Annotated in this window: 12 protein-coding genes; 7 read left to right on the forward strand and 5 right to left on the reverse strand. The window is 51.8% G+C overall.

All coding sequences use genetic code 11. From position 1 onward, the window contains the following. From FT726_RS23785 to FT726_RS23795, 3 genes are all read right to left on the reverse strand, one after another. Window positions 1–1523: Wzy polymerase domain-containing protein (locus FT726_RS23785; RefSeq protein WP_346303562.1), on the reverse strand; the 1523-nt coding region annotated here is incomplete at its 3' end. A gap of 281 nt (window positions 1524–1804) precedes the next feature. Next, window positions 1805–2314, reverse strand: a complete 510-nt coding sequence (locus FT726_RS23790; protein ID WP_141497145.1) for a hypothetical protein — start codon at window positions 2312–2314, stop codon at window positions 1805–1807. Then, the gene (locus FT726_RS23795; protein ID WP_288421251.1) at window positions 2281–3105 is read right to left on the reverse strand and encodes a winged helix-turn-helix domain-containing protein; all 825 of its coding nucleotides are present in this window, start codon (window positions 3103–3105) and stop codon (window positions 2281–2283) included. Before FT726_RS23795 ends, FT726_RS23790 begins: the two co-directional genes overlap by 34 nt. A gap of 262 nt (window positions 3106–3367) precedes the next feature. Here FT726_RS23795 and FT726_RS23800 point away from each other — a divergent pair, with 262 nt between their 5' ends. The 6 genes from FT726_RS23800 to FT726_RS23825 all read left to right on the forward strand — a co-directional run bounded on the left by FT726_RS23800 (window position 3368) and on the right by FT726_RS23825 (window position 8897). Continuing rightward, complete coding sequence (locus FT726_RS23800; RefSeq protein WP_288421252.1) at window positions 3368–4231, forward strand: YicC/YloC family endoribonuclease; 864 nt, start codon at window positions 3368–3370, stop codon at window positions 4229–4231. A 607-nt stretch (window positions 4232–4838) separates the two neighbouring features. Further along, the gene (lpxP, locus tag FT726_RS23805) at window positions 4839–5762 is read left to right on the forward strand and encodes a kdo(2)-lipid IV(A) palmitoleoyltransferase (RefSeq protein WP_104189276.1); all 924 of its coding nucleotides are present in this window, start codon (window positions 4839–4841) and stop codon (window positions 5760–5762) included. A gap of 53 nt (window positions 5763–5815) precedes the next feature. Then, on the forward strand, window positions 5816–6958 hold the full coding sequence (locus FT726_RS23810) for an alanine racemase (protein WP_346303563.1): 1143 nt from the start codon (window positions 5816–5818) through the stop codon (window positions 6956–6958). A gap of 121 nt (window positions 6959–7079) precedes the next feature. Then, window positions 7080–7475, forward strand: coding sequence for a hypothetical protein (locus FT726_RS23815; protein WP_021507099.1), 396 nt, complete (start codon window positions 7080–7082; stop codon window positions 7473–7475). A gap of 436 nt (window positions 7476–7911) precedes the next feature. Next, on the forward strand, window positions 7912–8178 hold the full coding sequence (locus tag FT726_RS23820; protein ID WP_021313935.1) for a hypothetical protein: 267 nt from the start codon (window positions 7912–7914) through the stop codon (window positions 8176–8178). A 74-nt stretch (window positions 8179–8252) separates the two neighbouring features. Next, the gene (locus tag FT726_RS23825) at window positions 8253–8897 is read left to right on the forward strand and encodes an oligosaccharide flippase family protein (protein WP_021507100.1); all 645 of its coding nucleotides are present in this window, start codon (window positions 8253–8255) and stop codon (window positions 8895–8897) included. A 79-nt stretch (window positions 8898–8976) separates the two neighbouring features. Here FT726_RS23825 and FT726_RS23830 read toward each other — a convergent pair whose 3' ends face one another. Then, window positions 8977–9666 (reverse strand): LuxR C-terminal-related transcriptional regulator, encoded by a 690-nt coding sequence (locus FT726_RS23830; protein ID WP_058759435.1) that lies wholly within the window; start codon window positions 9664–9666, stop codon window positions 8977–8979. Between the two features lie 288 nt (window positions 9667–9954). Between FT726_RS23830 and FT726_RS23835 the strand changes: the two genes are divergently transcribed. Further along, window positions 9955–10572, forward strand: a complete 618-nt coding sequence (locus tag FT726_RS23835) for a trimeric intracellular cation channel family protein (RefSeq protein WP_031279636.1) — start codon at window positions 9955–9957, stop codon at window positions 10570–10572. Here FT726_RS23835 and ligB read toward each other — a convergent pair. Beyond that, a partial coding sequence (ligB, locus tag FT726_RS23840) for an NAD-dependent DNA ligase LigB (RefSeq protein WP_346303564.1) occupies window positions 10486–11886 on the reverse strand: 1401 nt, incomplete at its 5' end. The genes FT726_RS23835 and ligB overlap by 87 nt on opposite strands.

An 11886-nucleotide genomic window follows, 5' to 3' on the forward strand; every position in this document is an offset into this window, starting at 1 on the left:
TCCCGCGTCTGGTTGTAGCGCATCAGGCAATGCACCATTTCGCCGAACTCATAGCGCTCGCCCTGAATCCACGGATTCCACAGCTGATCGCGTGAAGGATACGAGAGGAACTGACCGCGCTCCGCCTGGGTGAGCAGCGCGTTGGTCTGCAGGCCGCTGAAGAAAAAAACGGAAACGCCCAGTGTCAATATGGCCAGTGTCAGCCGCAACGAAAAATGTCTCCGCTTTTCTTTACAAGCTGAAAGAGTGGCATCGTCTTCTGATGAGCGCAGCGCCAGATGACCCAATAATAATAGCAACCATAAATGTGGCAAAGATTGATAGAGGGGAAACTCAAGCATGGTATGCAAAACGACAGGAAGGGTAAGACTCCACAAAAGCTGACGCTCAACATTATTTCTCAGCTTCCACAATGGCAAAAACCATGAAATTAAAATGGCCATCAGTCCTGTAAAGGCCAACACCCCACCTTCAATCCAGTAATAAAGAATCTCGTTATGAGGATGAACAACATCGAAAGAATTTTTATAGGCGTGCGCATCCATGCGTATTCTGGCAAAGTCATGCTCGAATGAACCAAAACCCCAACCACTAAATGGCTTTGCCATAATCATTTCTACAGAATGTAACCACAGCTCGAAGCGTGCCACATTTGAGCCAGTATACTCTCTGGTTCCCAAAGATATTTGATAGCGCACAATGCTTGCAATGACAGCACCTAACACGATGACAAATATGATTTTTATCAGTTTGATACGAACCTGCGGCGCGCTGATTATTAAAATAATCGACAATGCTAGCAAAAAGCCTAACATACCTGTCCGTGACTGCGTGAGAAACAATGCCACGCTAATAACTAATGCGGACATAGAAATTGTTAATGGGAAATTTTTATCGTTTTTAATCCATAGCCAGACCGAACAAATAAGTCCGGTGGCGAGGAAACTTGCTAAAACGTTAACCTGCTGAAAAATACCGTAGGGCCTGATTGCTGAAGGTTCAAACTTGAACTCCAGCATAGAATGTAATAATGAGGGGAAAGTTATCTGAAGAATAGAAAGAACAGACTGTAAAACCGCGAATAAAACGATTCCGGTTAACAAAGTGATTTGTTGATTACGAAGCTGGGGAACCTGATTAAGCACCAGCCATAATATAAAAATAAAGCCGAGATTTAAAAAGCGAAAAACCCCAGAAATAAGCGCATGGTCACTTTCCTGCAAAAGAACGGCCAGAGCTATGCAAAATAACATGAATAACTGTGCATGCGTCATATCATTATCATCAAGTAGCGTCGCAAGGCGGAACTTTCGCGTTAACAAAATGCCCGTTACAAATAATGCCAGAAGCCCAGCCGTCATTAAGTTTAAAGGAAGATCATAGGATGATCCTCCATTGTTAGGTATGTAAATCAAGGTTGGAGCAAAAACCGCCAGGCAGGCTATTGACGCTACAGGAACATGGTTTGATGCAGCGCTAAAAATGTCATGGGTATATTTTTTTATATCGCTAAAAAAAGACATCAGACCAGCACCTCTACGCGCCTCAGATAAATACCAGAAGAGAAAGCAACAAAGCAACATCTTTACTCATTATCCGGACATCCTCCGGCATTAATAAATAACAGCTAAAATTTCGACTAAACAGACTATAACATCTGGGATATGTGAATTTTGTGAAAAAATCAAAAATTAATTGTCAAAGTCTGAATTTAATGTGATTAGTTCTGAATGGCCAAAATTCAGGATTGCCTGTAAGTCAACGCATGCCTGAAAGATGGGGATAAATTTGTGAGATTCACCCATCATTTCATGCAGATGATTGTGGGATTGAAATTATTGCCCAGAACATACTTTTTATTCTGCAGTCGATATATCCATCCATAATTGATATGCCCTAACGACAAACCGGCGGAGGTATAGCGGGCAATACTTTCATCATCGGCACGATTACCAAGATTATAGGAAAGTGATGTCGTTTCACTACGCAAGACTGAACCTGTGAAACCGTATTTTAATTCGAATGAAACATCCACAGGTTCACGCGAAAGAAGCTTATGATCCAGTCCATAATAGCTTATAATACCGTTGTAATTTCCTGTAGCATGTAAAAAACGATTCTGGACTTTCCAGACACCGCGTGACACAACGAGTCTCTCCGCCTCATGTGTAATAATCATGGAATCAGATTCACAATCAGGCAAACGTCTATTAACGATTAACCATAGCGTCAAGGCCAATACAAACAATAGCGTTAACAGCCCGCCTAAAATAATGAACATCACTCTGCGACGTAGGACATAACTGAACGACATAGCGCATTCTCCTTTTCAATGGGACGCTGACAAATAAACCAGCTAAATCGATCAATCATCTTATCGCTATGGATATAAATATGATTTTCATTATCTTCAAGACTGATTAAGTGCAAAATCTCCTTTTTAATAACAGGCAAAGAATGCTCAATTTTATCCATATGAGCTTTCGTTAAGTCCTGCTGAATATACCAATGAAGAGAGTTTTCCACCCGATATTCTTGATATCGAACATCAACCACCCCTTTAACATCGAAAATCTTAATCCCCATTAACGAAAAGATAAGAAGAACGATACCGCTACTTATTACGCCGATACAGGTAAACAAAACGTGTCTTATAGCGCTGTGACTTCCTGGCTTTCTTCGTTTAAATAAATGCCAATAGCTTTTGGCCTTTACATTCGAAAGTTTATTACCATCCAGAACGCCCAATGTTTTTTCATCATGAGGTTCAATGACAGGGATAAGTGATTTAACAATGATGTCTTCATTTAGCCTGTAACCTTTCCTGTGCATCGTAACAAACAAATCACCTTCAATATTAAAATGTGAAAATTGTTTGCGTAATGTTGACAGAACCTGGCGCAGCGAATTATCCGTGACAAGTACCCCCTGATTTCCCCATCCTTCTCTCAACAGCGCTTCACGGCTAATAACATCTCCGGGATTATGCATGAATAATGACAAACAGCGCGATGCACTCGCGTTGAGTTGTAAAGTCACCTTTCCTTTATTTTCAAGCGTCCTGCTTTCCGGATTGAATAATATCTCATTATTAATCAGCCACATAATAACCTCAAAACAAATCGAACTGACTAAACACACTCAGTAACAGCGTAACAGGCGACACAAAAAACAATTATCTTAAATACATTATTCTTAATTATTAATCTATTCCTGCCTGGTGATAATTAATGAAGAGTAAATTAATCATTTATAAATTAAGTTTTTTTATTATTAATACAGCCCAAATATCCCCATGAATTTATCTACCATGCACAAGCCACCCTCGCTATAATTCGAAGAACATTTCCTGAATGAGTAGAAGCTTATGATCCGCAGTATGACCGCATACGCCCGCCGTGAAGCCAAAGGCAGCTGGGGCAGCGCCGCCTGGGAACTGCGTTCCGTCAACCAGCGTTACCTCGAAACCTATATCCGCATGCCGGAGCAGTTTCGCAGCCTGGAGCCGGTGATCCGCGAACGCATCCGCAACCGCCTGACGCGCGGCAAAATCGAGTGCAACCTGCGATTCGACGCCGATGCCAGCGCCCAGGGTGAGCTGCAGCTGAATGAGTCGCTGGCTAAACAGCTGGTGCAGGCGGCGAACTGGGTGAAGATGCAGAGTGATGAAGGCGCGATTAACCCGCTGGATATTCTGCGCTGGCCGGGCGTGATGACCGCGCAGGAGCAGGATCTGGACGCCATCAACGCGGAACTGCTGGCGGCGCTGGACGGCGCGCTGGACGATTTCATCATTGCGCGTGAAAGTGAAGGCAACGCGCTGAAAGCGCTCATCGAACAACGGCTGCAGGGCGTGACCGAGCAGGTCAGCAAAGTACGTGCACAGATGCCGGAAGTGCTGAAATGGCAGCGCGAGCGTCTGGTGAGCAAGCTGGAAGAAGCCGAGGTTCAGCTGGAGAACAATCGCCTTGAGCAGGAACTGGTGATGATGGCCCAGCGTATTGATGTAGCCGAAGAGCTGGATCGCCTCGATGCGCACGTGAAAGAGACTTACAACATTCTGAAGAAGAAAGAAGCCGTCGGCCGCCGCCTCGACTTTATGATGCAGGAGTTCAACCGCGAGTCGAACACGCTGGCATCGAAATCGATCAATGCGGACATCACCGCCTCAGCGATTGAACTTAAGGTGTTGATCGAACAGATGCGCGAGCAGATTCAGAACATCGAGTAACGCTTATCTCTCTATAAAGCCCTGCTTAGGGCTTTATCTTTCCTTGCTAACAGCAGCCATTACGCCGGTTTGTATAGCGCCTGGTGGCTGGATCGCATGGTTTTACAGCCTGCCCGCAGGTATGCAGCGCGATTTTGCTTCACACCGTAGCCATAGGGTAAGCCTGATTGAGCTATAGCGCTTCCACCCAGACACAATAGTGTCTGATCATGGCTTTTTTAGCGTCAAATGGACATTACTGTGTCTGAATCTGGCTTACAGAAGCTGCCAGCCGATGCAGTAGACCAATATTTAATTTTCGCAATGTAAGGATTATTGCCTGAATGATGAGCAACTGTGTCTGTTACTGACCGAAAATGACATATAAATTTGGCCAGCCAATCCAACAACCTGTTGTTTTTACGCAGTTTAAACCCAATCCGATTTCACTCTCACGCCAGTTAGTGCACGATCCATCAATCATCTGAATCCTGAAGATTGCAGAGTTTACATATCTTATACGGCACTATTTGCTAAAGTGCCGGTCGTAATAACTACAGTTGTACCGCACCGGGAACCATGGACCGACTTCTTCGCGCGTTACATTCACTCCTGACATGAAGGCGCTATGAAGAAAACCGGGCAGTTCTGTTCCAAACTTTTGCATCCCCGCTACTGGTTTACCTGGTTCGGGCTGGCAGTGCTCTGGCTGCTGGTGCAGCTCCCCTATCCTTTATTAATCCGGCTGGGTGCGACGGCGGGCCGGCTATCACGCCACTTCCTGAAGCGGCGCGAACGTATCACGCGGCGTAACATCGAACTCTGCTTCCCGCATATTAATGAAGACGAGAAAGAGATGATGATTGCCGGCAATTTTGAGTCGCTGGGCATGGCACTGGCGGAAACCGGCATCGCCTGGTTCTGGTCCGATGCGCGCGTGCGACAGCTGTTTCAGGTGCACGGCATCGCCAATCTTCAGCTGGCGCAGAGCCAGCAGCGCGGCGTAATGGTAATTGGCGTGCACTTTATGTCGCTGGAGCTGGGTGGCCGTATCACCGGACTGTGCCAGCCGATGATGGCGATGTATCGCCCGCACAATAATCAGGCGATGGAGTGGGCGCAGACCAAAGGGCGCATGCGATCCAATAAAGCAATGATTGATCGACGCGATCTGCGCGGCATGGTTCAGGCGCTGAAACAGGGCGAAGCCGTCTGGTTCGCGCCGGATCAGGACTACGGCCCGAAAGGCAGCGTGTTTGCTCCGCTGTTCGCGGTCGAGAAAGCGGCCACCACCAATGGCACCTTTGTGCTGTCGCGGCTGGCGAAACCGGCGATGCTGACCATCGTGCTGATTCGTAATGCGCGCAAAGACGGCTATCAGCTGATCATTCAGCCGCAGCTGGAAAACTACCCGCATGATGATGAAGCGGCCGCCGCGGCGTACATGAATCGGGTGATTGAGAAAGAAATTCTGCGCGCGCCTGAGCAATATCTGTGGCTGCATCGCCGCTTTAAAACCCGTCCGCCAGGCGAAGCTTCACTTTACGTCTAACCGGCGCTCGTGAATGATAGTCCGCACGAAGACGTAACCTGCGGACTATTATAATGGAACACTCTGAGACAGCAGGCTGGCTGCGACCGCTGCACGCCGACCGGCTTACGCCCTACCTGGAAGTTGATGCTGCGCGCCTGCAGCGTAACCTGCAACGGATGCAACAGAAAGCCGATGCCGCCGGCGTCGCGCTGCGTCCACACATCAAAACTCATAAAAGCGTCTGGATCGCTGAACAGCAGCGCCAGCTAGGTGCACGCGGCATTACCGTGTCGAAACCGAGCGAAGGCGTGGCTTTTGTGCACGGCGGGGCACGCGATGTACTGCTGGCTTATCCCGTGGTGCACGCCGCCGCGCTGACCGAACTGCTGCAGCTGGCGGCACAGCATCAGGCGCGCATTACCTGCATCGCAGACTGCGCGGCTGGCGTGAGCGCTATTGTTGCCGCCCAGCAGCAGCAGCCGGACTGCGCGCTGGCGATCGCCATTAAAGTGGATGTGGGTCTGCATCGCGTTGGCGTCGATCCGCATAGCGATAGCGCGCTGACGCTGGCGCAGCAGATTGTCGCCAGCGGATTGCCCTTCGCCGGACTGATCTCGCATGCAGGTCATGCGTACGCTGCGGGTCATGCCACGGCGATAGCTGAGGTGGCGCAGCAGGAGATCGTGCTGATGCGCGACCTGCAACGGCGGCTGCTGGATGCCGGTTTTTCCCCTTGTCCCGTCTCGGTTGGCTCCACGCCCACGGCGCTGGCGGCACCGGTAGCCGCCGGCAGCGATGAAATTCGTCCCGGCAATTATGCCCTGCTGGATCTCACTGCCTGGCGTCTGGGCTTGTGTGAGGCGGATGCGCTGGCGTTAACGGTCGTGACGCGCGTGGTGGCCGTTAATCCTTATTACGCCATCATTGATGCCGGCTCCAAAATGCTGAGCTCGGACAAAGGCCCGCACGGCACCAATGCCAGCGGTTTCGGCATCGCGGTGGACGAGCATGGCCATCAGTATGAAGTGCAGAAGTTGTCGGAAGAGCACGGCTTTTTAACCTATGGCGAACATGCGCCTGCGGTTGGTGCCCTGCTGCGCATCTTCCCTAATCACAGCTGCGCGGTGGTGGCGCAATCCGATCGCTTCGTGCTGCGTCAGGCCGACGGCAGCGCCGGACTGCATGACATTCAGGGGCGTGGCCGTTTTATCTGACAAAAAACGCTGTTGCAGCACACTTCCGTCACCGGGCCGTTTGCAGTCCGGTGCCCTTCAGTTAAGGTGACAGGCGATGTTTCAGGTTTAATTTGTCGTTTACCTGCCCCGCGGAGGCTCCATGCTGCCATCTCAGACAGTGACGCTCACCATTCCCCGTAACTGGTTAGATCTGTACGAAACCATCTGGAAACCCGAATGTTTTGCAAAGTGGGCCAGCGGCCTGAGTAGCAGCACGCTGACGCAGGAAGGCCAGTACTGGAAAGCGAAAGGCCCGGAAGGCACAGTGAAGATTCGTTTTACCCCCTATAACCCGTTTGGCGTGATGGATCACTGGATCGACACCGGCAGCGGTAAAGAGATTTATATGCCGATGCGGGTCATTGCCAACGAGCAGGGGGCCGAAGTCGTCATGGTGGTTTATCGCCAGCCGCTGATGTCTGACGAGAAGTTCGCCGGGGATGTTGCCTGGGTAAAACGCGATCTTGAGCGCCTCCTGCATCTGTTAACCCATTAGAATCAATGCATTATCCCACCAGCCACCCTTTATCCTGCGCTGGACGCAATCGTTAAAAAGCAGCATTTTTTTCGCGCAGCGGTGTTTAACTGTTTCACCGCGCGCAAAGCGCATTTTCGCACCATTCACCAGTCTGGCTAAAGCGTCGTAACCGGGAAAATTCCTGGTCGTGCCGGACTGGCGAGAGCTGAGTGCTTCTGATTTATCTCTGTTTTTTCCTGTGCGCTGACTTGTACAACTTTGCAGCACCATAAAAGGTGGAAAAGGACTAATAAATTGTAAAGACCAGAACTTATATATTCACATCCATATTCTGAAACCATTTATTCCTGCAGTCGATTTATAGGAGTTTTCTTATGGTGTTAATTTAAATAAAACACGGTATAACTCCTTCACACACAGCAGTACTTAATAATAAAAACAGCAGGGACATAACATGGATCGCTCAACCTATCCTTTGTTATCTGAAAAAGAATTCGTTGAGATTGCCAGACGGATACTGGCCGGAAAATATAATAATGCAAAAGGATTTTATAACGATCTCGCGGATTTCCTCCTGACCGGAGGAGATACCGCGCAGACGCCACAACAATTACGCGCCAGGGGCATCATTTTATTATCAGAGCATCACTTAATTAACAGCATCGCGACGTGGCCGGCACTGAAAGGTATCTCAGGACTGCGACAGGAAGCGCTGCATTGATGTGATCTGTACTCTGGGCCGCCGCCCGGGTGAACCCTTAATTGCACTGGTACATGTACCATAATGAGCAGAGTATGGCGATACGCGAAAGAAATCTGGCCAGCGCCAAATGGTCAGTGTTGTCATCAATAAAAATCGTTGGCATTGGGGTATTACAGCTTTCACTGCTGGCGCAAATCCTGCAGGCAAATGAGCTCAATTTGCTCGCGATTGCCGTAGTGATCTTATTAGTGATTGATACACTAGCCGATCGCGGCTTCGGTAACGCACTTATTCGCTATCAAAGTTTAAATAACAGCGAACTCTCGACGCTTTACTGGGGTAATGTATTAAGCGGTCTATTTATTTTTGCCGCGCTGTTTATCGGCAGTGACATTTACAGCCGAGTAATGGGACAGCCGGAACTGGCAATTATGCTGGAGATGATTTCCGTCATCTTTATTATTATTCCGCAGGGGCAGCACTATCGCGCCATCCTGCAACGGGAAAAACAATTTACGCGCATTGCCTTTACGGAAACGTCTTCCGTGCTGGCAGGGCTGGCGGTCACGCTGTTTACCGTGTGGCTGACGCCGTCAGTGCTGTGCGCCATCTGGGGTTACCTGGCGATGGTTTCCATCAGAATGCTGATCTACTGCTACTACGGACGTCCCTGGTTCCAGCCGGAGTACCGTTTTAGCCTGAAAGCTTTCGCCGCAGTGCGAGCAAGAAACGGATAATAACAACAAGTCTGTATGGTGGGCTCTGGGCATCTGCAAGATGCGTTCGCGTGCTGGTTACCAGCACGCTTTTTTCTTTTTATGCTTCCAGTAACTCTTCCAGCGAATGATAAGCCAGCTCGCTCAGCTTGCCATTGCGGTGCAGGCGCAGCCATCCCACCAGCATGCGCAGCTCATCAATCACCATAAACAGATCGGCCATGTCGTTTTTGCTTTTCACCTGCAGGCGGGTTAGCGCATTCAGCTTGTGTGCATTCACCGTTTTATGGCTGATACCGAGCCGGTTACCAATCTGCTCCGTGTTGTAGCCCCACGCCATCATCAGCAGCACCCGCAGCTGCCGGTCCGGTAGCAGAATGTCAGCCCCCTCCTGCAACTGCGGTATCCCGCCAGCGATACAGGCCAGCAGGCAACGACACAGCGCGGTGTGTGAGGACTTTAAATCGAGGACGCTGAGTCCGGGCAGATAACGACTGAGAGCGTGCATCATCGGCAACAGGCGTCGCGTCAGCACCAGCACCTGCATAGCCGGAAACTGTTGCTGCAGCGCATACAGCACTTTGAAGGTGCCACTCAGCGGCATATTCTCGTGAAAGATAAACACCAGCAAGCGGGGTCGCAGCTTTTCACACTGCGAGATGACGGTACTGAGCGACCAGAGCTCATGCACCCGGCAGCCTACCGGTAATGCCGTCAGCAGGCTTTCCAGCCCGAGTGCCGCCAGCTTGTCGGAGGAGTAATAGAGGATGTCTTCGCTGTGTTTTTTCATGCCTGTCCAGAGTTGCTGCACGTCGCGCCCGTAAATGATGAGCCTGAATGAGCAGGCATTAATCAGGTACGACACATCATCGGCGAAACTTAAATCAGGGCCGATCCGCCGTCTCGCATCATTTTTATTGATGCGAAAACACCGGCTGATAACCGCGTTATCTCTGTAACAAGCCCATTAGCAGGCTCGCCATTAAGATGGCTAATCCGAAAACCTTTTTTTAGAAAATCTCAGTGGTCTACACTCTGGGAAATCTTTAGCCTTGCCGCCAGTTTACTGGAGTGCTCTATGTTATTAACCGTCCTGTACATCATTGGAATTACCGCCGAAGCAATGACCGGTGCGCTGGCGGCAGGCCGACGCAAAATGGACCTGTTTGGCGTCATTATTATTGCGTCGGTCACGGCGATTGGCGGCGGCTCGGTGCGCGATATTCTGCTGGGCCACTATCCGCTCGGCTGGGTGAAACACCCGGAATACATCATGATCGTCGCGGCGGCGGCCGTGGTCACCACCTTTGTCGCGCCGCTGATGAATCATCTGCGTAAAGTGTTTCTGGTGCTGGATGCGCTGGGTCTGGTGGTGTTCTCGATTATCGGCGCACAGGTTGCGCTGGATTCCGGCCATGCGGCGATCATCGCCGCCATCGCCGCAGTCATAACTGGCGTTTTTGGCGGCGTGCTGCGCGATATGTTCTGCAACCGCATTCCGCTGGTGTTCCAGAAAGAGTTGTATGCCGGTATCGCTTTTGCCTCCGGCTGGATGTATATCCTGCTGCTGAAAACACCGCTGGCGCATGAAGTGGTGGTGATCATCACGCTACTGTTCGGCTTCTTCGCCCGCCTGCTGGCGCTGCGCTTCCGCCTCGGTCTGCCGATTTTCAACTACCCCCACCCCGAGCACTGACGGCTGCGCCGGGATATTCTGCTGCTGCAGAAAGTGAATCAGCGACTGCAGGCGCGCATCCTGCAGCATCGTCACCAGCCGCTGTGCCAGGACGTTGCCGATACCCGGCAGCTGCTGCCAGCTGTCGGCTGAACGCGCCAGCAGCTGCGACCACTGCGTATCGGGCAACGCCTGGAGTGCCGTGCGCGGCAGCGGTAAGCCCAGCGCGCTGATCCAGCGGCGCAGCGGCTGCTGGCGCGTCAGGTTAAAGCGATGCCAGATCTGCCGGGCGCGTACGGTGGAGATGCCCTGCGCCTGCGCAATCTGCTCTGGCGTGAGCGTCAGCCAGGAGAACAGGTGGCTGATGCTGCCGCCGTCCAGCAGACGCTGCCAGCTACTGCGCTGCATGCCAGCAATATCCAGCACCGACTTGTGACTCAGCCAGCTGAGACGCGACAGAAACTGCGCGCTACACCCTGGGCTGAAGTGCAGGCAGCTCAGCGGATTGAATACGTCGTCCTGCGGCGGCGACGGATAGTCGCGCTGCGCCACGCGCCAGATCACCCGTTCCAGCCGCGGAATACCCAGCCCGGCCAGCGACAGCGTGACCTGATCGCCGGCGATCACATCCCACTGCTTCCAGCGACGCAGCGAGCCCAGATTGACCCGCCGGACTGTTTTATCCTCCAGCTGCACCGGCTGCAGGTTCAGCACCACGGCAATTTTGCCGGTGCGTCCGACGTTGAAATCCACCGACAGCACCTCGCTGCTGACTTCGGCAGGCTGATATTTCCACGCGGCCGACCAGCTGCCCTGCCCGGGCTGCCAGTCGCGCCCGACGCGCTGCGGTGACTGATGAATCACCACACCATCGGTGACAAAAGGCAGCGGCTGGCGATACCAGCGCTCACGCCAGGCTGCGACCTCCTCTTCATTGCTGACCTGGCGACTCCACTGCTGCGTCAGGGCGAAGCCCCACTGCGTAAGCTGCGCCAGCCGCGCCTGCATCATCGGCGGCCCATCCGGCCATGCCCAGATAAACACGCCAATGCGCGACAGCAGCGGACTGGCTTCGCGCCGCATCATGGCGCCCGCCACCTGGGCGCGCGCATTCTGACCGCCGTCGCGCGCCTGAAGATGATCGGTCATCGTCAGAAACAGTTCACCCTGCAACACCACTTCCGCACGGTCGGTCGCGATATGCTGCGGGATCGCCGCAATGTGCGGTGCTTTCGCCAGCCATTGTTCACCGCGCAGTCCGTCGCCCCGGCTGATCAGGCCCGCCAGTTCGCCGTGGCGATACACCAGCGTCACCGCCACGCCATCGACTTTCGG

The sequence above is a fragment of the Pantoea sp. Morm genome (assembly GCF_016643525.1).
GTDB lineage: Bacteria > Pseudomonadota > Gammaproteobacteria > Enterobacterales > Enterobacteriaceae > Pantoea > Pantoea dispersa.

Bases quoted from the DNA above. Each gene is read 5' to 3' on its own strand.
- FT726_RS23790 (WP_141497145.1), bottom strand. From the start codon at position 2,314: ATGTCGTTCAGTTATGTCCTACGTCGCAGAGTGATGTTCATTATTTTA.
- FT726_RS23795 (WP_288421251.1), bottom strand. From the start codon at position 3,105: ATGTGGCTGATTAATAATGAGATATTATTCAATCCGGAAAGCAGGACG.
- FT726_RS23800 (WP_288421252.1), top strand. From the start codon at position 3,368: ATGATCCGCAGTATGACCGCATACGCCCGCCGTGAAGCCAAAGGCAGC.
- lpxP (WP_104189276.1), top strand. From the start codon at position 4,839: ATGAAGAAAACCGGGCAGTTCTGTTCCAAACTTTTGCATCCCCGCTAC.
- FT726_RS23810 (WP_346303563.1), top strand. From the start codon at position 5,816: ATGGAACACTCTGAGACAGCAGGCTGGCTGCGACCGCTGCACGCCGAC.
- FT726_RS23815 (WP_021507099.1), top strand. From the start codon at position 7,080: ATGCTGCCATCTCAGACAGTGACGCTCACCATTCCCCGTAACTGGTTA.
- FT726_RS23820 (WP_021313935.1), top strand. From the start codon at position 7,912: ATGGATCGCTCAACCTATCCTTTGTTATCTGAAAAAGAATTCGTTGAG.
- FT726_RS23825 (WP_021507100.1), top strand. From the start codon at position 8,253: ATGGCGATACGCGAAAGAAATCTGGCCAGCGCCAAATGGTCAGTGTTG.
- FT726_RS23830 (WP_058759435.1), bottom strand. From the start codon at position 9,666: ATGAAAAAACACAGCGAAGACATCCTCTATTACTCCTCCGACAAGCTG.
- FT726_RS23835 (WP_031279636.1), top strand. From the start codon at position 9,955: ATGTTATTAACCGTCCTGTACATCATTGGAATTACCGCCGAAGCAATG.